This window comes from Rhizobium sp. SL86 (genome assembly GCF_026672545.1).
GTDB lineage: Bacteria > Pseudomonadota > Alphaproteobacteria > Rhizobiales > Rhizobiaceae > Neorhizobium.
In genome coordinates, this window is sequence record NZ_JAPPRJ010000001.1 from 2,209,100 (window position 1) to 2,233,493 (window position 24,394).

The 24,394-nt window shown below is 62.2% G+C and carries 25 protein-coding genes; 13 read left to right on the forward strand and 12 right to left on the reverse strand.

What is annotated here, in order from left to right; translation table 11 throughout:
- Positions 1–52 precede the first annotated feature (52 nt).
- Positions 53–1,522 carry a glycogen synthase GlgA gene (gene glgA / locus OU993_RS10875; RefSeq protein ID WP_268156954.1) on the reverse strand — a complete coding sequence of 490 codons (1,470 nt, stop codon included), beginning with the start codon at positions 1,520–1,522 and terminating at the stop codon, positions 53–55.
- Positions 1,523–1,806: 284 nt separating this feature from the next.
- Positions 1,807–2,130 carry a DUF2934 domain-containing protein gene (locus tag OU993_RS10880; protein ID WP_268156955.1) on the reverse strand — a complete coding sequence of 108 codons (324 nt, stop codon included), beginning with the start codon at positions 2,128–2,130 and terminating at the stop codon, positions 1,807–1,809.
- 183 nt (positions 2,131–2,313) lie between these two features.
- Here OU993_RS10880 and OU993_RS10885 point away from each other — a divergent pair, with 183 nt between their 5' ends.
- Positions 2,314–2,535 (forward strand): hypothetical protein, encoded by a 222-nt coding sequence (locus tag OU993_RS10885; RefSeq protein ID WP_268156956.1) that lies wholly within the window; start codon positions 2,314–2,316, stop codon positions 2,533–2,535.
- Between the two features lie 115 nt (positions 2,536–2,650).
- Here the strand turns inward: OU993_RS10885 and OU993_RS10890 are convergent, their stop codons facing one another.
- From OU993_RS10890 to OU993_RS10905, 4 genes are all read right to left on the reverse strand, one after another.
- A complete protein-coding gene (locus tag OU993_RS10890) occupies positions 2,651–3,151 on the reverse strand; it encodes a YciE/YciF ferroxidase family protein (RefSeq protein WP_268156958.1) in 501 nt (166 codons plus the stop codon).
- 82 nt (positions 3,152–3,233) lie between these two features.
- Positions 3,234–3,398 carry a hypothetical protein gene (locus OU993_RS10895; protein WP_268156960.1) on the reverse strand — a complete coding sequence of 55 codons (165 nt, stop codon included), beginning with the start codon at positions 3,396–3,398 and terminating at the stop codon, positions 3,234–3,236.
- Positions 3,388–3,609 carry a hypothetical protein gene (locus tag OU993_RS10900; RefSeq protein WP_268156961.1) on the reverse strand — a complete coding sequence of 74 codons (222 nt, stop codon included), beginning with the start codon at positions 3,607–3,609 and terminating at the stop codon, positions 3,388–3,390. The genes OU993_RS10895 and OU993_RS10900 overlap by 11 nt, the downstream gene beginning before the upstream one ends.
- Before the next feature lie 66 nt (positions 3,610–3,675).
- On the reverse strand, positions 3,676–4,260 hold the full coding sequence (locus OU993_RS10905) for a cysteine hydrolase family protein (RefSeq protein ID WP_268156963.1): 585 nt from the start codon (positions 4,258–4,260) through the stop codon (positions 3,676–3,678).
- Between the two features lie 173 nt (positions 4,261–4,433).
- Between OU993_RS10905 and OU993_RS10910 the strand changes: the two genes are divergently transcribed.
- The gene (locus OU993_RS10910; protein WP_268156965.1) at positions 4,434–4,766 is read left to right on the forward strand and encodes a hypothetical protein; all 333 of its coding nucleotides are present in this window, start codon (positions 4,434–4,436) and stop codon (positions 4,764–4,766) included.
- Here the strand turns inward: OU993_RS10910 and OU993_RS10915 are convergent, their stop codons facing one another.
- Positions 4,767–4,949 carry a hypothetical protein gene (locus OU993_RS10915; protein ID WP_268156967.1) on the reverse strand — a complete coding sequence of 61 codons (183 nt, stop codon included), beginning with the start codon at positions 4,947–4,949 and terminating at the stop codon, positions 4,767–4,769. It lies immediately after the preceding gene.
- Positions 4,950–5,124: 175 nt separating this feature from the next.
- Entirely contained in the window at positions 5,125–5,493 is a 369-nt protein-coding gene (locus OU993_RS28865; RefSeq protein ID WP_442792946.1) for a hypothetical protein, read from the reverse strand.
- Positions 5,494–5,919: 426 nt separating this feature from the next.
- On the opposite strand from OU993_RS28865, the gene OU993_RS10925 reads away from it, so the two are divergent.
- Positions 5,920–6,405, forward strand: a complete 486-nt coding sequence (locus OU993_RS10925; RefSeq protein WP_268157662.1) for a sigma-70 family RNA polymerase sigma factor — start codon at positions 5,920–5,922, stop codon at positions 6,403–6,405.
- 284 nt (positions 6,406–6,689) lie between these two features.
- Positions 6,690–9,035 carry a glucose/quinate/shikimate family membrane-bound PQQ-dependent dehydrogenase gene (locus OU993_RS10930; RefSeq protein ID WP_268156972.1) on the forward strand — a complete coding sequence of 782 codons (2,346 nt, stop codon included), beginning with the start codon at positions 6,690–6,692 and terminating at the stop codon, positions 9,033–9,035.
- Between the two features lie 84 nt (positions 9,036–9,119).
- Here the strand turns inward: OU993_RS10930 and OU993_RS10935 are convergent, their stop codons facing one another.
- Entirely contained in the window at positions 9,120–9,392 is a 273-nt protein-coding gene (locus OU993_RS10935; protein ID WP_268156973.1) for a BON domain-containing protein, read from the reverse strand.
- Between the two features lie 181 nt (positions 9,393–9,573).
- On the opposite strand from OU993_RS10935, the gene OU993_RS10940 reads away from it, so the two are divergent.
- From OU993_RS10940 to OU993_RS10970, 7 genes are all read left to right on the forward strand, one after another.
- Complete coding sequence (locus OU993_RS10940) at positions 9,574–10,179, forward strand: TetR/AcrR family transcriptional regulator (RefSeq protein ID WP_268156975.1); 606 nt, start codon at positions 9,574–9,576, stop codon at positions 10,177–10,179.
- A gap of 42 nt (positions 10,180–10,221) precedes the next feature.
- Positions 10,222–11,358: an efflux RND transporter periplasmic adaptor subunit gene (locus OU993_RS10945; protein ID WP_268156977.1), complete on the forward strand. Its 1,137-nt coding sequence runs from the start codon at positions 10,222–10,224 to the stop codon at positions 11,356–11,358.
- A gap of 31 nt (positions 11,359–11,389) precedes the next feature.
- Positions 11,390–14,542: an efflux RND transporter permease subunit gene (locus OU993_RS10950; RefSeq protein WP_268156979.1), complete on the forward strand. Its 3,153-nt coding sequence runs from the start codon at positions 11,390–11,392 to the stop codon at positions 14,540–14,542.
- Positions 14,543–14,740: 198 nt separating this feature from the next.
- A complete protein-coding gene (gene cysP / locus OU993_RS10955) occupies positions 14,741–15,727 on the forward strand; it encodes a thiosulfate ABC transporter substrate-binding protein CysP (RefSeq protein ID WP_268156980.1) in 987 nt (328 codons plus the stop codon).
- A 75-nt stretch (positions 15,728–15,802) separates the two neighbouring features.
- Positions 15,803–16,624 (forward strand): sulfate ABC transporter permease subunit CysT, encoded by an 822-nt coding sequence (gene cysT, locus OU993_RS10960; protein WP_268156982.1) that lies wholly within the window; start codon positions 15,803–15,805, stop codon positions 16,622–16,624.
- Between the two features lie 4 nt (positions 16,625–16,628).
- The gene (cysW, locus tag OU993_RS10965) at positions 16,629–17,516 is read left to right on the forward strand and encodes a sulfate ABC transporter permease subunit CysW (RefSeq protein ID WP_268156984.1); all 888 of its coding nucleotides are present in this window, start codon (positions 16,629–16,631) and stop codon (positions 17,514–17,516) included.
- On the forward strand, positions 17,513–18,535 hold the full coding sequence (locus tag OU993_RS10970) for a sulfate/molybdate ABC transporter ATP-binding protein (RefSeq protein ID WP_268156985.1): 1,023 nt from the start codon (positions 17,513–17,515) through the stop codon (positions 18,533–18,535). The genes cysW and OU993_RS10970 overlap by 4 nt, the downstream gene beginning before the upstream one ends.
- A gap of 5 nt (positions 18,536–18,540) precedes the next feature.
- On the opposite strand, the gene OU993_RS10975 is transcribed toward OU993_RS10970, so the two are convergent.
- The 3 genes from OU993_RS10975 to OU993_RS10985 all read right to left on the reverse strand — a co-directional run bounded on the left by OU993_RS10975 (position 18,541) and on the right by OU993_RS10985 (position 22,592).
- The gene (locus tag OU993_RS10975; RefSeq protein ID WP_268156986.1) at positions 18,541–19,647 is read right to left on the reverse strand and encodes a DNA alkylation repair protein; all 1,107 of its coding nucleotides are present in this window, start codon (positions 19,645–19,647) and stop codon (positions 18,541–18,543) included.
- A gap of 127 nt (positions 19,648–19,774) precedes the next feature.
- The gene (locus OU993_RS10980; protein WP_268156988.1) at positions 19,775–21,211 is read right to left on the reverse strand and encodes an NAD-dependent succinate-semialdehyde dehydrogenase; all 1,437 of its coding nucleotides are present in this window, start codon (positions 21,209–21,211) and stop codon (positions 19,775–19,777) included.
- A gap of 193 nt (positions 21,212–21,404) precedes the next feature.
- The gene (locus OU993_RS10985) at positions 21,405–22,592 is read right to left on the reverse strand and encodes an acyl-CoA dehydrogenase (protein WP_268156989.1); all 1,188 of its coding nucleotides are present in this window, start codon (positions 22,590–22,592) and stop codon (positions 21,405–21,407) included.
- Between the two features lie 102 nt (positions 22,593–22,694).
- On the opposite strand from OU993_RS10985, the gene OU993_RS10990 reads away from it, so the two are divergent.
- Positions 22,695–23,612 (forward strand): LysR family transcriptional regulator, encoded by a 918-nt coding sequence (locus tag OU993_RS10990; protein ID WP_268156991.1) that lies wholly within the window; start codon positions 22,695–22,697, stop codon positions 23,610–23,612.
- Between the two features lie 14 nt (positions 23,613–23,626).
- On the forward strand, positions 23,627–24,316 hold the full coding sequence (locus OU993_RS10995) for a phosphoribosyltransferase (RefSeq protein ID WP_268156992.1): 690 nt from the start codon (positions 23,627–23,629) through the stop codon (positions 24,314–24,316).
- Positions 24,317–24,394 lie beyond the last annotated feature (78 nt).

The following is a 24,394-nucleotide window of genomic DNA, read 5'->3' on the forward strand; positions in this document are numbered from 1 at the left end:
GCCGCGGCCTTGAGGCCGGGCGGTTTTGTTGCATGTCCAACCGTTGGACGGATCAGGCGCCGATCGAGTGGCGGAGACCGTCCTCGGTGCGTCGTTTGATGAGGTTGAAGTAGATGGCGGCGTATTTTTCCGCACTGCGTTCCCAGGAAAAACGGGTCTTCATGCCCTGGTTCTGCAGCCGCGCCCAGTTGCGGGTGTCGGCATAGGTGTCGAGCGCGCGGCGAAGGGCAAGGCGCAGGCCCTCGGTGTTGACGGGATGGAACTGGAAACCGGTCGCCACGCGCGCCGACATGGCCGCATCATTGGCATCGATGATGGTTTCCGACAGGCCGCCTGTGCGGGAGACGACGGGCACGCAGCCGTAACGCAGGGCGTAGAGCTGGGTGAGGCCACAGGGTTCGAACCGCGAAGGCTGGACAATGGCGTCAGAGCCGCCATGGATGAGGTGGGCCGTCGGTTCGTCATACCCGACATGCACGGCCATCCGGCCAGGATAACGCGCGGCGGTGGTTCGCAATGCGTGTTCGATCTCGCCATCGCCCTGACCGAACACGATGATCTTGCCGCCATTGTAAAGCACCTCGTCGGCGGCTTCGGCGAACATGTCCATGCCCTTCTGCCAGGTGAGGCGCGTCACGGCGGAAAAGACCGGGCCATTGTCCTGGTCGAGGCCGAAGCGGTCGAGCAGCACGCTACGGTTCTCGCGCTTGCGCTTCAGACTGGTCGCATCGTAGTTGCGCGGCAGATAGGGGTCGGTCATCGGGTTCCAGACGTCGAGGTCGATCCCGTTGACGATGCCGCGTAGCGCCATCACCCGTTCGTTGAGAACACCGTCCAGCCCCATGCCGAAACGGCTGGTCAGGATCTCGCGCGCATAGGTGGGGCTGACCGTCGTGATGATGTCCGCCGTCTGCAGGCCGCCCTTCAGGTAGCTGATGTCCCCGAAATATTCGAGGCAGTCAGTGGAGAAGACATGTTCCGGCAGGCCGATCGAGGCAAGCTTGTCGCGCTCGAACTGACCCTGGAAGGCGAGGTTGTGGATGGTGAGCACCACCGGCAGATCGCATCCCATCTCGCGCATGTAGACGGAGGTGAGTGCCGATTGCCAGTCATGGGTATGGACGAGATCCGGTTGCCAGCCGGGAAGTGCGCCGTGGGCGATTTCGGCTGCGGCGCGTGACAGCGCGGCGAAACGTTTCCAGTTGTCGGAATGGTCGCGGCCGTCCGCATCGACGTAAGGACCGCCGGCGCGATGAAAAAGGGCGGGGCAGTCCAGCAACAGCAGATCAAGCCCGTGCGCTCTCGCGTGGATCAGGGAGGCGCGTTCGCCGAGAATATCGTCGAAGCTCATCAGGATCGACGTCTGCCCGACCTTCTCCATCACCGAAGGGTAAGCGGGGAGGAGCGTCGTCGTTTCCACGCCGCTCAGCGCCAACGCCTTCGGCAGGGAGCCGGTCACGTCGGCGAGGCCGCCTGTCTTGACCAACGGAAACAGTTCCGACGTCACTGAAAGTACTTTCATCCGCGGCATGTCCCTCTTTCGAAGGTTGGGACCACCGAAGCGCTCACGGCTTGGGCGGCTCCGGCGATCATCGAAGACAGAGGGCGCGTTCATCATTGCGATCTCCTCCACGCATTCATAGCGTGTTGGCCAACGTCCAGGCCGGGGTCAGCGTTCCAGTCGCACTCGGAAATCGAATCAGCAGCAGATCTAATATACATACCACATCCGGAAAAAACGGATCACGCGCCGACGCGGGGCATGGCCCGCGTCGGTCAATTCCGATTGAAAAGTGAAATGAGGTGTCAGGCGGCCGGTGATTTCCGGGTCCGCTTCTTCGGAGCATCCGCGGTTGCGGATGCCTCCTTGGCCTTTGGCGCGGCCTTCGCGCGGGCCGCAGGTTTTGTCTTGGTGGGCGCCTCTTCGGTCGGCGCGGTCATTGCGTTCGCCGCAACTGCTTCAGTCGCCTTGGGTTTTCGCGCAGAAGCCGCCTTTTTGGGCGCTCCGTTCATCGACTGGTATTCCTGCGCCGCGCGCTCCCAATGTTCGGTGTCCTTGCCATGCGGACGACCTTCTTCTTCCCACAGGGCATAGGCCCGGTTCTTGATCCATTCTTCTGAGACCGCCATCTTCCTCTCCATTCGCCCGAGCATCAAAACGCACATCAACTGAGAAGGTTCCCGCAGGATTTGTAGGATTGTGTGCGTTGCAGCGCTTTGGCGCAATCCCCTATTTTTTCCGGAATTTTTGCACTGACCTGGAACTTCTTCTTGATCCGCCCGTTTGGGCCGCGGGCAAGGAGGGCCCGATCCATGGAGAAGCGCTTCGATATCATTCCGCACGAGACCGGCTGGATCTACGTGATCGATGGCCAACCCTCGGCATCGTTCCCGTGTTACGACCTGGCGCTGAGGGCGGCCAGCGAGCATGCGGACCGCGAACTCGAGACCCTGCGGCGGCCGGTGTTCCGTCGCCTGGAGGTGAGCGGCGAAATGATCCGGGTCACCCGGCCAACCCATCATCTTCCCTGGTAATTGCAACCTGCACGGCAAACGAAGGGCCCGCGCGGATCGCTCCGCTGCGGGCCCTTTTGGTTTTTTTGTGTCGGTGAGACGGTGCCTGCGCCCCGAAAGGCGCAGGCAGACCTCCTCAGGCAGCCTTTTTGGCGGCGGCGTTGACGGTGTCTTCCGCAAGACCGGTCAGCTTCTCGTCGGTGCGCTCTTCCTCGGCCAGCGTTTCCTCGATCAGCGACACGGCGTCCTTGAGGCCGAGCTGCTTTGCCCAGGCCCGCAACGTGCCGTAACGGCTGATCTCGTAATGCTCGACCGCCTGAGCGGCCGCGAGGAGACCGGCGTCAAGAGCAGGCGTGCCCTTGAACTCATCCATGATCTCTTCGCCTTCTTCGATGATGCCTTCGATGGCAGCGCAGGTCTTGCCGCGTGCCCGCTTGCCGATCAGTTCGAAGATCTGCTGCAGGCGTTCGATCTGACCGTCGGTCTCGTCCTTGTGAAGCTGGAAGGCCTGCTTCAGTTCTTCGCTCTGCGCGGCACGAGCCATCTTCGGCAGCGCCTTGGAAATCTTGCGCTCGGCGTAGTAAATGTCTTTCAGGGTCTCGTAGAAGAGGTCGTCCAGCGTCTTCGTGGCGGCCATGGTGTTTCTCTCCTTAGATGTTCTTCCGGATCTTTTTATCCGCGGCAGTCTAACCCTTGGGGGCTCACATGGTTCCCCGGGTTCAGGTGCGGCGGGAGGGCTTTTCGTAAAGGTCCTGGATCGCCGCGTCCTGTCTCAGCTCTTCCGGTCGTGTCAGCCGCCGGCGACGCATCATGGCATAGATAAAGGCAGCGCCGAGCAGCACCGGACCGATCGCCACGGCAACGAACCAGAGGTTATCGATCATTGCGCTCCTCCTTCGTCTCGGCCGCCTGTTGGTCGGCGTCTTCGGCGGGGTAATCGGTGGCGCGGCGTTTTTTCTCGCCGATCGGGTCGTCGGCAAAAATGTCGGCTTCACCCTGCACGTAACCGCTCGGCCGATTTTCCGCCGGGCCTTCCCAGCGCGGCCACTGCGAGATTTCGCCAGGCTTTCCCTGGTCGTTGGGCTGGTGTCTCATGGCTTTCTCCTCTCGGTTTTAGCCTCTCTTGACCAAACCCCGTGTCGCCGGGCTTTGTTCCGGTTTTCAGGACCACCAGGCCAGCACATCGTCGGTGTCCATCAGCGACAGCTGAACGGAGAAGCGTCGGGCAAAAAGCTCAAGTGAATCGTCGTGTGTCTCGTCGGAGGCGCTGCAGATGGCATCTTTGACCAGGATCACGCGGTAACCGAGATCGACGGCCCCGAGAACGGCCGCGAGCACGCAGACATCCGTTTCGCCGCCGGAAATCACCAGCGTTTCCGCCCGGCGATCCTGCAGAAACCGGTGCAGTCGCCCATCGAGCCAGGGGGAGTAGATCGGCTTGTCGAAGACGATGGCCGGCGGAACCAGCGATTTCAGCTCGGGCAGGATGTCGATCATCTCCTCGCCGAGCGCCGTGCGCGTCATGGTCGACCATTTTTCGAAATAAGGACGCCACATGCCGGGTGCGTCGGCCGGATCCTTCGGCGGCACGAAGCGGCTCAAGATCGTCCATTCGGGTCTTGCGGATGCCAGCCGCAGCACGGGTTGCCGGACGCGCGCCATCCAGTCGATCCGCCAAGGCGTGTCTTCGGCAAACATCCGCTGCATGTCGACACAGAGATGGTAACAGATGCCGGGTGGCTGCATGGACCTCTCCTTCTCTTTTGCACGTCTCATCCCTGCGGCAACCGCGCGCCGCCCCCCAGAGTTCCTGAGAGGCAGAGTTCCTGAGAGTTCCGGTTACGGGAACGATCTGCGCATGGCTGGCGTTCCTGGCGGGTCACAAGAACCGGCGCTTGGCTGAAACCGGGAGAAGCCCCATGGAAGAACAGTTAAAGATCTATCGTCTCGTGCCGAACGCACCGCTTGACGACCCGCAATGGATGGACCGGCCGCCGCAGGGCGAGATCGTCGTTCGGGCACGCACCAGCGGCGACGCGCGTCTGGTGGCGAGCGAAGCGGAGCTGGATTTCACGGAGGTCGATGCCCTGCCGGCAGAGGGCAATTCCACGGACATGGCAAGCGCCTTCCGCAGCGAAAAGCTCTACACCGTCATAGAGGACGTGAGCGGGCGCTTCAGTGCCGAGGGACCACGAGAGGTGGTGGAGGGCCGCGTGCGGACCGACACGATCGTGCCGGTGCAGGTGGACTGATCAGTCGCGCGCCGGCTGGTCCAGCTTTTCGTTCAGCGCCTTTTGCAGTTCGAGCGCGAGTTGCATCAGCCGGTCCGGCACCGGCTCCTTCTCGATTGCAGCAAGAAGATGGGCGACCTTGCCGCTTACCTTGTTGCCGAGCACGGTCTTCGCATCTACATTCGAACCCGTCATGTCTGCCATTTTGACCTCTTGGAACCTGGCTGCCGCTGCCGCCTGTCGTTTCCGATTGCAGCAGTACCTTCTAAACTACTGCAAAACCAGAACGGTCCCGATTGTCAATCAGATCTCTTCACAGCAAGAAGCCCGGCTGCAGTTCTGCAGCCGAGCTGTGTCTTCTTGGACCGTTCCTGAGATATCAGCCGCGCCCGTCACGCCCCGGGATCGAGGTGATGGTGGCCGACACGGGATCGCTTGCGGGGAAGCTGTCTTCGAGACCTTCCTGCAACTGATCCTCCATGGCGTCGGGATTGCCGCGGGCGCTGGCCATGGTGGCTGCGCGCCCATCCTGGTTGTCGGCGTCGATCATCTCGTCCGGCAAAGCGTCGCTGGCCACGACGCGGCTCAGCAGTTCCTTTGCCTTGGCCACCGCATTGGTGCGGTTTGCACCGGAAGCCTCAGACCGCAGGCTGACCGAGATGACGTCGCCGCTGTCTTCGATGAACTCCACAGTATAACCGGCGTTTCCGCTTCCTTCCGCAATCACCTGCGTGCCAACAATGCTCATGATGGATGCCTTTCGGTTGTCGTTCGTCGCCCCAACAACGAGACGGCCGGTCTCTTTGTTCCGCGCCGCACGCAGAAGCGGAACCGGCGGTCGGTCTGGCGTGTTTCCCGCCGGAACGGAGGACGGGGCGCGCTTCCACACCCTGAGCAGCCGGACGACAGCCGCGTTTACTTCCGTCAGGCCAAGGCGATCATGGCAAACCATCAGGACGAGTTCGCCGTTCAGCGGTGCCATCGACATCCCACCATCAGAGGCGATTCAACCGCAATCCTCAGCTTTTGTTCCTTATCGGACAAAGGCGTAGAAAGCTTTCACAGCAACTTTCGATCGTCCTTTTTAAGCGGAACCAAACGGACAAACGCTGCGTTTGCCACCGACATCCACCCAAGGAATTTGGAGAGGTTTGCAACGGTGCCTGATACACAGTTGAGTGGCGACCCTGCACGCGCAGATATTGTCAAGCTCATCCCCGCCCTTCGCGCCTTCGCCCGAACCTTTTGCCGAAACTCGTCCGACGCGGACGATCTCGTGCAGGAGACGTTGATGAAGGCTTTGGCCAATCTCGACAAATTTGAGCCCGGAACCAAGCTCAAATCCTGGCTTTTCACCATCATGCGCAATACCTTCTATACCCGCGCCAAGGTTCTCGGACGGGAGGCCCCGGGGCTGGAGGAATGCGTGTCCGGTGATACGCCGATGGAGGCGACGCAGGAGGTTCAGGCCCGAGCCCGCGAGGTTCAGCAGGCGCTAACGCGGCTGCCGCCGCATTATCGCGAGGTCCTGACGCTCGTGGCGATCCTTGGCGAAAGTTACGAATCCGCCGCCGAGATCTGCGACTGTGCCGTCGGCACCGTCAAGAGCCGGCTCAACCGGGCGCGGCACCAGATCCTGCAGGAGCTCGGCGAGGAATAAAACGCTCATGTTGCGGCCAGAGGACTGGCGTCTGCTTTAGATCCCCGCGAACCGTGCCGCTGTGTCTCGCCAAGGAGGCCGGCATACCGGGTGCCGTCGTGCAGGAGCGTGCACATCCTCCTGCCTCCGAACTGCCCCTTCGGCGCTAGGTTCCCGATTTTGCGGCGTCTCGAAGCCTGGAACAAAATCTGACCTGTACGGTTAACCCCGCGGGTTGCGTGCACGGTTCTGCAGTCAGCCCTTTTCATTCCATCGCCTGAACGTCCGTTTTTGGGATTTTTGATATGTCCGTTACCATCACTGCCATCCTGTTCGCTTTGATCGGGATTGCGTTGGCGGCCGGGGGTGCGCAGCTGCTGATGCTCGGCGGAAGCGTGTATTACCTCATCACCGGCCTTGCCTTCCTGCTCACCGCCATCCTGCTTTACATGCGCCGGTCGATGGCGCTTCTTTTGTATGCGCTCATCGTCATCGGCTCGCTGCTCTGGGCGGTCTGGGAGGTCGGGCTGGACTGGTGGCAGCTGGGGCCGCGGGGCGGCGTCATCATCGTTCTCGGCATCTGGCTGCTGATGCCCTGGATCCGCAAGCCGCTCGGGTTCCAGAGCCCGAATACCGGATTTCGTTATGCGGCGAGCGCCGGTCCTCTGGCGGCGGCGGTTCTCGTGTCCGTCGCCGTTGCCGTCCTGTCGATGTTCATCAACACCACGGACATGGAAGGTCGTCTGCCGGAGCAACAGGTGGCGGCCGCTCCCAATCTCGGCGGTGACGTGCCTCCCGGCGAATGGCATCAGTACGGACGGACACCCTATGGCCAGCGTTATTCGCCGCTTGACCAGGTGAACGTTGAAAACGTCTCCAACCTTCAGGAGGTCTGGCGCTACCAGACGGGCGACGTGAAGCTGCCGGAGGATGTCGGCGAAACCACCTATCAGGTGACCCCGCTGAAGGTGGGTAATTCGCTCTATCTCTGCACGCCGCACAACTGGGCGATCGCGATCGACGCGACGACCGGCAAGGAGCAGTGGAAATACGATCCCAATGTCGGCCTGAACCCGGATCGTCAGCACCAGACCTGCCGCGGCGTGACCTATTACGCCGATCCGGCGGCTCAGCCGGGACAGGCCTGCGCCCAGCGCGTTTACCTGCCGACATCCGATGCCCGGCTGATCGCGCTTGACGCCACCAATGGCCAAGTCTGCACCGGTTTTGCCGAAAACGGGGTCCTTCGCCTCGAACAGGGCATGCCCTATAATCCGGCCGGTTATTATTATTCGACGTCGCCTCCGGTGATTGCTGCCGGCAAGATCATCATCGGCGGTGCGGTCAACGACAACTATTCGATCCGCTCGCAGTCCGGCGTCATCCGGGCCTTCGACGTCAATTCCGGCCAGCTGATCTGGAACTGGGATTCCGGCAATCCGACGGAAACGGCACCGCTGCCGGAGGGGCAGACCTATACGGCCAATTCGCCGAACAGCTGGTCGATCTTCAGCGTCGATGAGCAGCTCGGCCTCGTTTATATTCCACTCGGCAATCAGGTGCCGGACCAGCTCGGCATGAACCGCTCGGAAAACGTCGAGAAATATTCCTCCTCGATCGTCGCGCTCGACATCAACACCGGTGCGGACCGCTGGGTGCGCCAGACGGTGCATCACGATCTCTGGGACATGGACGTACCGGCCCAGCCGGTGCTGCTGGATCTGACCATGCCGGACGGCGCGCAGATCCCGGCGCTGGTTGGCCCGACCAAGCAGGGCGATATCTACGTCCTCGATCGCCGCAACGGCGAGCCGGTCAGGCCGATCCGCGAAATTCCGGCGCCGGGTGGTGCGATCCCGGAGGATTTCACGGCGCCCACCCAGCCGATCACGGCGCTCACCTTCCGGCCCCGTACGCTGGAAGGTCGCGATATGTGGGGTGTCAGCATGTTCGACCAGATGGTGTGCCGCATCCGCCTGAAGCAGCTGAAATATGAAGGGCAGTACACACCGCCTTCGCTGCAGGGAACGCTCGTTTATCCCGGCAATTTCGGCACCTTCAATTGGGGTTCCGTCGCGGTGGATCCGGAACGCATGGTGATGTTCGGTATGCCGACCTATCTCGCCTTCACCTCGCAGCTTGTGCCGCGTGCTGATGTGCCGCCGAAGGGAGCCGACGAAAAAGCCTCCGAACAGGGCTTGAACCGCAACGAAGGGGCACCTTACGCCGTGAAGATGGGTCCCTTCCTCGGGCCGCTGCAGATCCCCTGCCAGGCGCCGCCATGGGGTTATGTCGCGGGCGCCGACCTGCGCACGGGCGAAATCGCCTACAAAAAGAAGAACGGCACCGTCTACGACATGACGCCGCTGCCGCTGCCCTTCAAGCTCGGCGTGCCGGGCATCGGCGGACCGATGATCACCAAGGGTGGCGTCGTCTTCCTGGGTGCCGCAGTCGACAACTATCTGCGCGCCTACAACCTGACGAGCGGCGAACAGCTGTGGGAAGCACGCCTGCCGGCGGGCGGCCAGGCAACTCCGATGACCTATTCCGTCGATGATGGACGCCAGTTCGTCGTGATGGTTGCCGGTGGTCACGGTTCGGTCGGAACGAAACCCGGCGATTACGTCATCGCCTACGCCCTGCCGCGCTGACGCGTCAGCCCGGCAAATCAGCAGGAAAAACCCGGGGAGGTGTCGCCTTCCCGGGTTTTCTGTATCGGCTGTTTTGGTGGCACGCTACGGCTGGCGGGCGCGCAGGTCGTGCTCGGTTGCTGAGACGCCGGGGACGGAAAGCGCGACTTCTTCCGCCCGCACGACCTCACCGGCCAACAGCACGGTGCCGCGAAGGGTGACCACGGAACCGTCGACGATCACGCTGACATCGGTCGCATCAAGGCCGCCGGCGCTGGCGAGTGCCGAGGCCACGTTGGTTTCCAGCACGGCATCCGGCGGAAATTCCTGCTCCACGACCGGCTCTTCCTCGTGAAAACTCTGGGGCTTGAACACCATGGCTGGTTCTCCTGTTGTGGGTGTGTCCTCCAACGCCGCAGGAGGGACAAAGGTTCGCGCGAGGCTCTGCCATTCCACCGCCTCACGCGCCGTCTCCACGGAGCTTCGCATTGACAGGAGCCGAGTGCCGAGTTATGACTGACGAAATTCAAAATTCGTCAGTCATAACTCGGCAGCCCCCATGAGCGATGTGTCCGCACAACCGACCGATGCCGCCCGCCAGGAAAATGTCGGGAAGATCCTTGATGCGGCCGAGCGTCTCTTCAAGCATTACGGTTATGCCAAGACCAATGTGGCGGACATTGCGCGCGAACTGTCGATGTCGCCCGCCAACATCTACCGCTTCTTTTCCTCCAAGGCCGAGATCCATCAGGCGCTGGCACGGCGTATGCTGAATGCCCAGTATGAGGTGGTGAAGGAGAATGCCAGCGGTGGAGGGTCTGCGGAAGAGCGGCTGAAAAGCCACCTGCTTTTGGTCCATCGCATCACGGTGGAGACCATGCTCGAAGAAGAGCGGGTGCATGAAATGGTGCTTGTTGCTCTCGACCAGCAATGGCCGGTCATCGAAGAACATCTGTCACGCATGCGGGCGCTGGTGGCCGATCTGATCCGTGACGGTATCCGGTCCGGCGAGTTTCGCGAGCAGGATCCGTCGTTGGCGGCGGAATGTTTCCTGTGTTGCGGTGTCTCGCTCTGCCACCCGCAACTGGTCGCCAAGAAGATCGCATATGATGAAGCCATCACGCCGGATATCCTGGCGGATTTTGTGATTAAAGCATTGAAATAGTCACGATCGGCCCTCGTGGCCATCTTTCGGAGGAAGCCGCTTATGTCGGTCACAGGGTTTGCGCACTGGAAGAACCTTGCGCTCGGGCTTGCCCTCATCGGGCTTGCCGGCTGCAGTCAGGAAAAGGCCGAGGCGCCGGAGGTGGTCCGTCCCGTCAAGGTGGTCGAGGTGACGAAGCCTGACGAAGGGCGGGTCCTGCAATATTCCGGCTCGATCCGTGCGCGCACCGAAATCGCCATGGGGTTCCGGGTTGATGGCAAGGTCACGCAGCGGCTTGTCGATGTGGGCCAGCGGGTGAAGCCCGGTGACGTTCTCGCCCGTCTCGATCCCATCGATTACGAACTGTCGGTCCGGCAGGCGGAAGCGCAGCTTGCCTCGGCTGAAAAGCAGGTGGAAATCTCCCGCCTTGCACTCAACCGCGTGCAGATCCTGCAGGAAAAGAGCATCACCTCGCAATCGACGCTGGAACAGAGCCAGCTGGCCTATGATCAGGCCGTGTCCTCACGCGATGCGGCAAAGTCTGCCTTGGAACAGGCGGAAAACCGTGTCGCCTATACGGTGCTGACCTCCGATGTCGATGGCATCGTCACCGCGACGAGTGCGGAAGCCGGCCAGGTGGTTGCCGCCGGTTCGCCGGTCGTCACGGTCGCGCAGGATGGCGCCAAGGAGGTGGCGATTGCCGTGCCGGAAACAGATATCGGCGAGTTCCGTGCCGGGAAGACGGTCAATGCCGGCTTCTGGTCCCATGCGAACCTGGCGCTCGAGGGCAAGGTCCGCGAAATCGCCGGCAGTGCCGACAGCCAGTCGCGCACCTTTGCGGTTCGGATCAGCCTGCCGGATGACCCGAACGTTCTTCTGGGCATGACGGCGAGCGTTTCCGTCAAAACGGATGATGCGCAGCCGGCCTTCGTTCTGCCTCTTGCGGCTCTGTCGCGCCAGGGCGACCAGGCGGTCGTATGGTTGGTAGACCGCCAGACGGAAACGGTGAAGCAACGACCGGTCACGGTTGCCGGTTTTGCCGGCGATGGCGTGCGGGTGACGCAGGGCATTGCCGCGGGCGATCTCGTGGTGGCTGCCGGCACGCAGTTCATGCGTGAAGACATGAAGGTGCGCCTTTACGAAGCAGGCGTGCGCAGCGCGCAGGAGCCGGTGGCTCCCGCCTCTTTGACACAATCCTGAAAAACGCCGTCCAGCACAGGAAACCGCCGCCATGAGCCCTTCTGACAAGACGGCCCCGAAGAAGCAGTCCTTCAACCTTTCGCGCTGGGCGATTGCCCATCCCAGCATCGGTCGTTTCCTGTTCGGGCTGATCATCGTCATCGGTGGTCTTGGCATCCTGAACATGGGCCAGAAGGAAGATCCCGATTTCACCTTCCGCGTCATGGTGGTGCAGGCCGTGTGGCCCGGCGCTTCCATCGAGGAGATGCAGGACCAGGTGGTCAACAAGATCGAGCGCAAGCTGCAGGAAACCCCGCATCTCGACTGGGTGAAATCCTATACGCGCGCCGGCTCATCGATCACGACGGTTCAGATCAAGGGCAATACCAATGCTGCCGAGGTGAAGGACGCCTTCTACCAGGTGCGCAAGAAGATCGGCGACATCGAGCAGGACCTGCCGAGCGATCTCCTCGGACCCTATTTCAACGATGAGTTCGGCGATACCTACATCACGCTCCACGCGATCACCGGTGAGGGGTATTCCTATCCCGAACTCAAGGATTTCGCCATTCAGGCGCGCGACATGCTGCTCGCCACCAAGGGGGTCGAGAAGGTCTCCATCCTCGGCGACCAGCCGGAACGCATCTATATCGACATTTCCTCCAAGGCGCTTGCCGAGCGCAAGCTGACGCTCACCAATATCCGTGACGCGTTGGCCGGCCAGAACGAGATCGACCCTGCCGGCAGCGTGCAGACGGCCGCGCGTTCGGTGCGCATTTCGGTCGAAGGCGGCGTGCGCACGCCGGAAGATGTGCGCGAACTGCGCATCCGCAGCGGCAATCAGGTCTTTCGTCTCGGCGATATCGCCACCGTTTCGCGCGGCCTGATCGAGCCCTATGACCGCAAGTTCCGTTTTAATGGCAAGGATGCGGTGGAAGTCGGCGTCGTTATGCAAAACGGCTACAAGGTCACTGATGTCGGGACCTGGGTGGAGGAAACCTATCAGCGCTTTGAAAACGCGCTGCCGATCGGTGTGGCCGTCGAACAGATCTCCAACCAGCCGGAAGTGGTGCACGAGGCGATCGGCGAGTTCACCCAGGCGCTGCTGGAAGCGCTGGTCATCGTGCTGGTCGTCTCGCTTTTGTCGATCGGCTGGCGCTCCGGCATCGTGATTGCCATCACCATCCCGCTCGTTCTCGCGGCAACGCTTGCCATCATGTACGAACTCGGCATCGAGCTGCAGCGCATTTCGCTCGGCGCGCTCATCATCGCGCTCGGCCTTCTGGTCGATGATGCGATGATCGTGGTGGAGATGATGGAGCGCAAGCTCGAGGAGGGGCTGGAGAAACTCGATGCCGCCACCTTCGCTTACTCCTCCACCGCCTTTCCGATGCTGACGGGAACGCTGATCACCACCGCAGGCTTCATTCCGGTCGGCTTCGCGGATTCGACGGCGGGTGAATATGTCCGCTCGCTCTTTTATGTCGTCGGCATCGCGCTCGTCACATCCTGGTTCGTGGCGGTCTACTTCACGCCCTGGCTCGGCTACATGATCCTGAAGCAGCGGGCGCATGCCGGCACGCATCACGATGTCTACGATACCCGTTTCTATCGTGGTCTGAGAGCCACCGTCGCCTGGTGTGTTCGTCACCGGCTCGTCGTGCTGATGGCGACCTTGCTGACCTTCGGCACCAGCCTCTGGGCCTTCCAGTTCATTCCGCAAAGCTTCTTCCCGCAGTCTTCGCGGCCGGAAATCCTGGTCGATATGTGGCTGCCGGAAGGCACGGCGATCGAGGAGGTGGAACGCCAGGCCAAGGCCCTCGAAGCCAAGATCATCGATGATCCCGACAAAAAGTTCGTCGCGACCTTTATCGGCGAGGGTGCGCCTCGCTTCTTCCTGCCGCTCGATCAGCAGCTGCGTAATCCGAACTTCGCCCAGCTTCTCGTGATGTCGAACGGGCTTGAGGAGCGGGAACGGATGATCCTCAAGCTGCGCAAGATCCTGGCGGAAGACTTCCCCACGGTCCGCAGCAAGGTGGATCGCCTGTTCCTTGGGCCGCCGGTTGGCTGGGCCGTGCAGATGCGTGTCTCCGGTCCGGACCGGGAGGAGGTGCGCGTGATCGCCGATCAGGTGAAGCAACGTTTCCACGAAAACCCGCTGCTCGGTACCATACATGACGATTGGCTGGAGCCGGTGACGACGATGAAGCTCGTCATCGACCAGGACCGCGCCCGCGCTCTTGGCGTTTCCTCGCAACGGGTCCGGCAGATGCTGTATGCGGCCGTGTCCGGTGCCGAGCTCGGCCAGTTCCGCGATGGCGAGGAAACCGTCTCCATCGTCGCCCGCGAGCCGGATGAGACGCGCAAGCTGCTGACCGCGGTCGAAAGCGTCTATATCCCGACCGATAGCGGCGCCTTCGTGCCGGTCTCGCAGATCGCCCGTGTGGTGCCCGTGCAGGAAAACGGCATCGAATGGCGGCGCGATCGCCTGCCGACGGTCACCGTCAAGGCCACCGTGCCGGATGGCGTCGAGCCCAACGATCTGGCGCTGAAAATGTATCAGGGCATGGCGGATCTGCGCAACACGCTGCCCGCCGGGTACGCCGTCGAGATCCAGGGCGGCGCGGAGGATGCCGCCGAAAGCCAGATGTCGATTGCCGCCAAGGCGCCGGTCATGCTCTTCGTGATCCTGGTGCTTCTGATGATCCAGCTGCAGCATTTCGGCAAGGCGATGCTGGTGCTGGCCACTGGCCCGCTCGGCATCATCGGGGCGGCGGCTGCCCTGCTGATTACCGGAGCACCCTTCGGCTTCGTTGCCATCCTGGGTGTCATCGCGCTGCTCGGCATCATCATCCGCAACTCGATCATCCTCATCGACCAGATCGACCAGGATATCGCGACTGGCATGGCGCGGCGTGAGGCGATCGTCGGGGCCGCCGTGCGCCGTTTCCGGCCCATCATGCTGACGGCGCTGGTGGCGGTTCTGGCGCTGATCCCGATTTCCCGCGGTCTGTTCTGGGGGCCGCTCGCCTATGCGATGATGGGCGGCATCCTGGTCGCGACGCTTCTGACCATCCTCGTACTGCCGGCCGGTTATGCGCTCTTCTTCGGACGCGAACCGAAGGCCGCCAAGCTATCGTCGGGAGACAATGACGACAGGCCGCATGAGCAGCCGCCGATCGGGATGAGCCCGGCAGCGGAGTGATTTCTGGCGGCGAGCGCCTACTCCTGCCGTTGCGGCCTGATGCGATGCCCATTCCATGTCATTGGAATGGGCATCGCCGTTCTTTGACGGAATGAGTGGAAATTTCCCGTTCGACCATTTGCGGCAGGTGTGTGGTTCCTCGCTTCGCCCCTGCATGGGCACTAGACTCCGGTCAATTGAACTCGACTGGAGAATTCCATGAAACGCCTCCTGATCCTCGGCACCGCGCTCGCCGCCCTCATCACCGGGCCCGCCCTCGCGCAGGAGCCGAAAAAGCTGCTGAACGCCTCCTACGACATCGCACGCGAACTGTTCGCTGCGGAAAACGAAGCCTTCATCAAGGTCAATCCGGGTGTCACGATCGACCAGTCGCATGCCGGCACCTCCAAACAGGCCCGCGCCATTGTTGAAGGTCTGGAGGCGGATGTCGTGACCTTCAACCAGGTGACCGACATCGATTTCCTGGTGAAGCAGGGTTTCGTCTCGAAGGACTGGCAGAAGAGCTTCCCCAATGCGGCTTCGCCCTTCTATTCCTTCCCGTCCTTCCTGGTGCGCGCCGGAAACCCGAAGAACATCAAGGACTGGAACGATCTCGTCCGTGACGACGTGAAGGTGGTCTTCCCGAACCCGAAAACCTCGGGCAATGCCCGTTACACCTATCTCGCTGCATCCGCCTATGCCCGCGAAGCCTTTGGTGGTGACGAGGAGAAGGTCGAGGCCTTCGTGAAGAAGATTTTTGACAACGTGCCGGTCTTTGATACCGGCGGCCGTGCCGCCACGACCACCTTTGTCGAACGCCAGATCGGCGATGTGCTGATCACCTTTGAAGCCGAAACCCGCGGCATCGCCAAGCAGTATGGCGCCGACAAGGTGGAAAGCGTCATCCCCTCCGTCTCGCTGCTCGCCGAATTCCCGGTTGCCGTGGTCGACAAGGTCGCCAAGAAACACGGGACCGAGACACTCGCCAAGACCTATCTCGATTTCCTCTATAGCGAGGAAGGCCAGCGTGTTGCCGCTCAGTTCGGCCATCGCGTGCACGATGCCAAGGTCAAGGCGGAATTTGCCAGCGAATTTCCCGAGGTGCGCCTCGTGAAGGTCGAGGATGTGTTCGGCGGCTGGGACAAGGTGCAGAAGGAGCATTTTGCATCGGGTGCCGCGCTCGACAAGCTGTATGGCAGCCGCTAATCCCCACCCCAATGAATGGATTGCAGCCCGGCGGATGAACGCCGGGCTTGCGTGTTGAAGGCGGGAACAGCATCCGTGAAACGCAATGTCCTTCCCGGGCTGCGCCTGTCGCTCGGGGTTACGCTCTTTTATGTCGGCTTGATCGTGCTTTTGCCGCTCGCGGCGCTGGCGGTGAAGGCCGCAAGCCTCGGGCCGGCTGAATACTGGTCGATCGTCTCCTCGCCACGCTCCGTCGCGAGCTATCGGGTGACGGTGCTCGCCGCGCTTGCCGCCACCGTCTTCAACCTGTTTTTCGGTCTCGCGCTCGCCTGGGTGCTGACACGCTACCGTTTTCCCGGCCGCCGACTGGTGGACGCCATGGTGGACCTGCCCTTTGCGTTGCCGACGGCGGTGGCCGGCATTTCGCTGACGGCGCTGTTTTCCGCGAATGGCTGGTTCGGCTCGGTGCTCGGCCAGTTGGGCATTACGGTCGCCTATACGCCGCTCGGCATCATGATTGCCATGTGCTTCACCAGCCTGCCCTTCATCGTGCGCACGGTGCAGCCGGTGCTGGAGGATCTCGATCCGGCACTCGAAGAGGCGGCGCAATCGCTCGGCGGTTCGGACTGGACGATCTTCCGCAAAGTCATCCTGCCGCTTCTCAGTCCCGCGCTTCTGGCCGGCACTTCGCTTTCATTCGCGCGCTCGCTGGGTGAGTTCGGTGCCATCATCTTCATTGCCGGCAACCAGCCGATGAAGACGGAAATCACCGCGCTTCTGATCTTCATCCGCCTGGAGGAATATGATTATCAGGCAGCGGCGGCGATTGCCTCCGTGCTGTTGATCACTGCCTTCGTGATGCTTGCCATCACCAACTGGATGCAGGCCCGTGCCCTGCGTTATACGGTGAAGGGATAGGCCGATGAGTGACACCAACCACCGCCGCAAACCGCCGCGCGTCGGCGACGCCCCGCTCTTCCGCCGCACGCTGATCGGCATCGTGCTGGTCCTCGGCGCGCTGCTGATCCTCGCGCCTCTCGTCATCATCGGCGTCGAAGCCTTCAGCCAAGGCTGGCAGACCTATGTCGCCACACTCGATCATCCCGATACGCGGCACGCGATCATGATGACGGTGGTCACCGCGCTGATCGCCGTGCCGGTCAATACCGCCTTCGGCATCGCAGCCGCCTGGTCGATCACCAAGTTTGATTTTCCGGGAAAGCGCCTGCTGCTGGTCGTGATCGAAATCCCGTTCTCGGTCTCGCCGATCGTTGCTGGGGTCGCTTATCTTTTCGTCTACGGACTGCAGGGCATTTTTGGCCCGCTGCTCGATGCCTATGACGTGAAGATCCTGTTTGCGCTGCCGGGCATCGTTTTGGCCTCTATGTTCGTGACCGCCCCCTTCGTTGCGCGCGAGCTGATCCCGCTGATGCAGGCGCAGGGACGCGATCTGGAGGAAGCCGCGACCTCGCTCGGCGCCTCCGGCTGGCGCACTTTCGTTGCCGTCACGTTGCCGAATGTGAAGTGGGCGCTGCTTTATGGCGTTGTGCTCTGCAATGCCCGCGTGATGGGCGAATTCGGCGCGGTCTCGATCGTCTCCGGCAATATTCGCGGCCAGACCAACACGCTGCCGCTGCATATCGAGCTTCTCTACCATGACTATCAGGCGGCCGGCGCCTTTGCTTCGGCCTCCATTCTGGCGCTGCTCGCCGTCTTCACCATCATTGCCAAGGTCGCGCTGGAGCGCCGTGGCGCCGGCCGCCGCAAGGCGCTCGGCACTGACGCCGCCCCTCAAGGAAACCGCCCATGAAGATCCGCCTCGACAACGTCATCAAGACCTTTGACACGTTTCGCGCCGTGCACGGCGTTTCGCTGGAGATCGAAAGCGGCGAACTGGTGGCGCTCCTCGGTCCCTCCGGTTCGGGCAAGACGACGATCCTGCGCATGGTCGCCGGCCTCGAATATGCCGATGGCGGGCACATTTATTTCGGCGATCAGGACGCGACGGACATTCCGGTGCGTGACCGCGGCGTCGGTTTCGTTTTCCAGCATTATGCGCTTTTCCCGCATATGACGGTGGCGGAGAATATCGGTTTCGGCATGAGTGTGTCGAAGGTGAAGCGCAGCAAGGCGGAGATCGCCGCCCGCGTGGCGCAACTCCTGAAGCTCGTGCGGCTGGAGGGGCTCGGCGACCGCTTCCCTGGCCAGATCTCCGGCGGCCAGCGCCAGCGCGTGGCGCTGGCCCGTGCGCTTGCCGTCGATCCCAAGGTGCTGCTGCTGGACGAGCCTTTCGGTGCGCTCGACGCCAATGTGCGCCACGACCTGCGCCGCTGGCTGCGCGAGATCCACCAGGAGCTCGGCATCACGACGATCTTCGTGACGCATGACCAGGAGGAGGCACTGGATCTCGCCGATCGCGTCGTGATCCTGAAAGAGGGCCGGATCGTCCAGCAGGGCACGCCGCAGGCGGTGTGCCGTGATCCGAAGGATGCCTTCGTGCTGAAATTTTTAGGCGACGCAAATCGCCTGACGGGTGAGGTGCGTGGAGGCCGGGCGATGGCCGGCGGTGCGGAGGTTGCCGCGCCGGGCGTGGCCGATGGTCCGGCGGAAATCTTTGCCCGCCCGCGCGATCTCGACTGGTCGCTGCAGGGACCGGGTGTCTCTGCCACCGTCACGCGCGTGCTCGACCGTCCCGGCGAACGCCGGGTGATCGCCTCAGCCGCAAGCGGCGAGGTGCTGGAATTCGACGTCGAGCCGGAGCGCGAGATTGCCGCCGGCGAGGCCGGCTTCGTGACGCTGCGCCGGGCGAAGGTGTTTGCGCTTTCCTGAGCCCGTCAGACGGTGAGTTCGAACTGGGTTGATGCCACCGCGGAACCATTGACCAGAAGATCCACGCGATGTGTGCCAGGGTAATGGACACGTGTCGTGAAGTTGCGGATCGGACGGCGGATCGACAAGGACAGGGCGTGGTTCGGCGCGAGCACCACTTCCTTCCACTTGAAGACCTTGGCGGAACTCTCGCCGGATTTCTTCACATAATGGATGGCATAATCCACCACGAGTGTCTGGTCCGTGGCGCTCGTCGAACGGATGACGGCCTGCAGCTCGACGGTCTGCCCCAAGAGTACTGCCGCAGGTGTCACTGCGAAGGTCTCGATTTCGACCTTCGCAGCCTGTGTTGCGCCGAGCTGCGCCAGAGCCGACGGATGGCCCTTCTTGACGAGCGTGCGCAGCGCCTGCCGGATGATCCATTTCGTGTGGGTGTTGTCGGCCGGCCAAGCGCCTACCTTTTCCAGCACCCAGTCCGGATGATCCTTGGTGATGTCGTTCAGGTGGTTGGCAACGGATTTGCGGACATAAAGGCTCGGATCGCTGCGCAGCCTGTCGAGGATCGGCCAGACCGGGTCCGGGTTTACGATCAGTTGTTTCAGCTGGAAGGACCAGGGCAGACGCGGGCGGCAGCCTTCGCTCGCCAGCCGCCGAACATGGTCGTTTTCGTCCACGGCCCAGTCTTGCATGACCTCAAGCGTCGCCTCCAGGTCGTCCTGCAGGAAGGGGCGGATGGCAAACTCCGACGAACCGAATCGGGTGAAGAAATGCAGCGCCTGCAGGGAGACCTGCCGGTCGGTGCGTCCATACAGGGCGACATATTCCGGCAGGGCTATGGAGGCGAAGCCGTGGTTGATGCGCGGCGCCAGTTCCCGCAGGACTGACAGCTTGTGGCGATAGTCGCCGGGCAGCGTGTGATGGAAAGTTTCGGCCACCTGTCGCAGCCGCTGCATGATCGACAGGTTTTCAAGGTCGCGGCTTGCGAGTGCAATGAAGCGCTGAGGGTCAAAACCCGGTTCGATCCCGCACAGTTCATCGGCAAAATGCTGGAGACGCTCGCGGTTGAAGATCTCCTTCAACAAAGGTGACGGTTCAGCTGCCGTGGTGGTCATCAAACGCTCCGTTTGTTCTTCTTTTGTTTCGTAGCGTGTTCCCGGCTACCCGGCAAGGGGCATAAAAAAGACCGGCCGGCATGGGCTGCCGGCCGGTCTCGATAAGCTCGGTTACGCGGACCGAACGTCAGTTCATCTGGCTGACGAAGCGGGTTTCGAGATAGGCTTCCACAGCCTCCGAACCGCCTTCCGTGCCGTAGCCCGAATCCTTGACGCCGCCGAACGGTACTTCCGGAATGGCAAAGCCGTTGTGGTTGATCGTCAGCATGCCGGCTTCCATGCGCTGGCCAAGGGCGTGCGCGGTTTTGACCGAGGAGGTGAAGGCGTAGGACGCAAGGCCGAACGGCAGGCGGTTGGACTCTTCCATCGCCTCGTCCAGCGTCGAGAAGCGGTTGACGATGGCGATGGGGCCGAAGGGCTCCTCGTTCATCATCTTGGCCGAGGTCGGGACGTCGGTCAGCACGGTCGGTTCGAAGAAATGACCCTTGTTGCCGATGCGCTTGCCGCCGGTCTTCAGGACAGCACCCTTGGAAACGGCGTCGTTGATCATGTCTTCCATGGCCGGGATGCGGCGCTCGTTGGCGAGCGGGCCCATGGTCACGTCGGCTTCCAGGCCGTTGCCGACCTTCAGGTTTTCCGCATATTTGACGATGCCTTCGATGAACTGGTCGGCAACACCGTCCTGGATCAGGAAGCGGGTGGGCGCGACGCAGACCTGGCCAGCATTGCGGAACTTCGCCGCTGCCGAGACTTCGATCGCCTTGTCGAGATCGGCATCGTTGAACACGACGACCGGCGCATGACCGCCGAGTTCCATCGTCGCACGCTTCATGTGCTTGCCGGCGAGTGCTGCCAGATGCTTGCCGACCGGGGTCGAGCCGGTGAAGGAGATCTTGCGGATGACCGGGTGCGGGATGAGGTATTCGGAAATTTCCGCCGGAACGCCGTAGACCAGGTTGACGACGCCTGCCGGAACGCCCGCATCGGCGAAGGCGCGGATGAGTTCAGCCGGGGAGGCCGGGGTTTCTTCCGGAGCCTTGACGATGATGGAGCAGCCGACCGAAACGGCAGCCGAAAGCTTGCGCACGACCTGGTTGATCGGGAAGTTCCACGGCGTGAAGGCCGCCACCGGGCCAACCGGGAACTTGATCGCCATGTTGGAAACGCCGCCAAAACGGGCCGGAATGATCTGGCCATAGGTGCGGCGGGCTTCTTCGGCGAACCAGTCGATGGTGTCGGCCGCGTTGGTGATTTCCGCCTTCGACTGGGCGATCGGCTTGCCCTGTTCGCGCGTCATCAGCCAGGCGATATAATCGATACGCTCACGCAGCAGATCGGCGGCCTTGCGCATGATCTTCGAACGCTCGAAGGCCGAGGTGTTGCGCCAGATCTGGAAACCCTTGTCCGCGGCTTCGAGCGCCAGATCCAGGTCAGCCTTTTCCGCATGGGCGATCTTGCCGATGATCTCCTGGGTCGCGGGGTCTTCCACGGGAATGGTCTTGCCGCTGATGGCGTCGCGCCATTCGCCGGCGATGAAAAGCTGGGTGTCGGGATAGGTATGCATGGTGACCTCGTTTCAGTCGGAAAGATCGCGAGAGAGCGGGCGCTTGGGAATACCCGGGTCGCGGCTGGAAGGTTCGGTCCCTGACGTAGGACACTTGGCGGCGACAATCAACGGCGGGATTTGAAAAGTATGATTAAATAAATTTGACGGCGGGAGAACCCGCCGTCGCATTTTTCACGTTTCTAAAACAGGCTCAGAAAAACGCCTGGATGCCAGTCTGTGCACGGCCAAGGATCAGCGCATGCACGTCATGCGTTCCCTCATAGGTGTTGACCGTTTCCAGGTTCTGCGCGTGGCGCATCACGTGGTATTCGATCTGGATGCCGTTGCCGCCGTGCATGTCGCGGGCCTGGCGGGCGATGTCGAGCGCCTTGCCGCAATTGTTGCGTTTGACGATGGAGATCATTTCCGGCGCCATCTTGTGCTCGTCCATCAGGCGGCCAACGCGCAAGCTGCCCTGCAGGCCAAGCGCGATTTCCGTCTGCATGTCGGCAAGCTTCTTCTGGTAGAGCTGGGTGCCGGCGAGCGGCTTGCCGAACTGCTTGCGGTCGAGACCGTACTGGCGGGCGCGCAGCCAGCAATCTTCCGCGGCCCCCATGACCCCCCAGGAAATACCGTAGCGGGCACGGTTGAGGCAGCCGAACGGACCCTTGAGTCCTGACACGTTCGGCAGAAGCGCCTCTTCCGACACTTCGACGCCATCCATGACGATTTCGCCGGTGATCGAGGCGCGCAGCGACAGCTTGCCGCCGATCTTCGGGGCGGAGAGGCCCTTCATGCCTTTTTCCAGCACGAAACCGCGGATCTCGTTGTTGTGCGCTTCCGACTTCGCCCAGACGACAAAGACATCGGCGATCGGTGCGTTGGAGATCCACATCTTCGAGCCGCGCAGGCGATAACCGCCGTCGATCTTTTCGGCGCGCGTCTTCATGCCGCCCGGATCGGAGCCGGCATCCGGCTCGGTGAGGCCGAAGCAGCCGATGAGTTCGCCGGAGACGAGGCCCGGCAGGTACTTCTGTTTCTGCGCGTCCGAGCCGTAGGCGTAGATCGGGTAGATCACGAGCGAGGACTGTACGCTCATCATCGAGCGATAGCCACTGTCGATGCGCTCGACTTCGCGGGCGACGAGACCGTAGGCGACATAGGATGCGTTGGCCGCGCCATATTCTTCCGGCAGCGTCACGCCCAGCAGACCGGCCTGACCCATCAGCGGAAACAGTTCCGGCGCCGTGGTTTCGGAGAGGTAGGCTTCGTTGACGCGCGGCAGAAGCTCGGCCTTGGCAAAGGCTGCGGCCGCCTCGCGGATCATTCGCTCGTCTTCGGTCAGCTGGTCGTCGAGCAGGAAGGGATCTTCCCAGGAAAAGGCGGCACGGTCGCTCACGTCAAAAATCCTCCATCGGAAATGCTGGACAAACTATCGGCGATACGGTGCACCGCGTAAAGCGCCGTTTACTCACGCCGTTATGAGCGTTAGGAATGCGCCATGAGCAATGTGAGCCGCCGTCTTCTTCCCTCCACCAGTGCCCTCGCCGCCTTTGAATCGGTGGCGCGGCTTGGCAGTTTTTCCGCCGCCGCCGATGAGCTGTCCTTGACGCAAGGGGCGATCAGCCGCCAGATTTCCGGGCTGGAAGAACAGCTTGGGCTGTTGCTCTTCGATCGCAGCAGCCGCGGTGTTTCGCTGACGGAGCCGGGCCGCGCCTATGCCAAATCGATCGGCGCCGCACTCTCGCAGATCCGGGCAGCCTCATTGCAGGCCATGACGAAAAAACATGGCGACACGCTGAATCTTGCGATGCTTCCGACCTTCGGCACCCGCTGGCTTCTGCCGCGCATCCCCCGTTTCGTCGCAGCGCATCCGGAGATCACGCTGAACTTCGCCACCCGCATCGGCATCTTCGATTTCGAGCAGGACGGGCTCGATGTGGCGATCCACATCGGCCAGCCGAACTGGCCGGGGGCGGACTGCACCTTCCTGATGGACGAAATGGTGGCGCCGATCTGCAGCCCGGCCTTCCTGGCCGAGAACCCGGTGGCAAAGCCGCAGGACCTGTTGGGGCTGCCGCTTCTGCACATGGCCTCGCGTCCCGGGGCCTGGGCGCACTTCTTCGAGACGCAGGGTGTGGCTGGCACGCCGGCGCCCGGCATGCGGTTCGAACAGTTCGCCAGCGTCGGCCAGGCCTGCAGCGCCGGGCTTGGTGTGGCGCTGATGCCGCTCTTCCTGATCGAGGCGGAACTGAAGGCCGGTGATCTCGTGCAGGCACTGCCGCTGCAGGTCAGGAGCCCGAGTTCCTATTATGTCGTGGCGCCCATAACACGGATGGAATTCCGTCCCGTCGCGCTGTTTCGCAGCTGGCTGATCGAGGAAGTCGGCCGCTGGCGGGACGAACCCTATTATGCCTGATGCCGGAGTTTCTGATGCCGCATGAGATTGAGCCCCATGACTTCTGGCAGGAAATCCATCAACCGGGGACCTTTGCCGCCTCGGGCCCGTTTTCCGGCTTCTATCCGGCAGAGCTTGCGGATGGCCGGCAGATCCGCCTGCCGATCCGCCCGCTTCCCGATGGACAACACGCGCTCGCCTCGCTGATCATCAACCAGGCAAGTTTTGCGGTTGTGGAAGTGCTGGCGGAGGATCTGGCCCGGCGGCTGTCTGCCTTTTCGCCGGATGTTGTGGTCGGTCTGCCGACACTGGGGCTGACGCTCGCCGCCGCCGTCGCCCGCCATCTCGGCCATTCCCGCTACGTGCCGCTCGGGACTTCGCGCAAATTCTGGTACGAGGACAGGCTGTCGGTGCCTCTGTCGTCGATCACCACGCCGGACCAGGTGAAGCGGCTCTACGTCGACCCCCGCATGCTGCCGCTGCTGAAGAACAGGCGCGTGGCGCTGGTGGATGACGTGATCTCCAGCGGCAGTTCCATACTCGCCGGCCTGTCACTCCTGCGGTCGATCGATGTCGAACCTATCGCCATCGGTGCGGCCATGCTGCAATCGGATCGCTGGCATTCCACCCTCGAATCCTGTGGAGTGGACTGGTGGAACCAGGTTTGCGGCGCCGTCTGCACGCCCAGGCTGACGAAAATCAAGGACGGCTACTGGTCCCTGTGATCAGGAAAATTGCAGCTTGCGGTCCCTTTCCGGATCGGCCTAGGATCGCGCTGCAACATGTCTCATGTCGAAAATTCG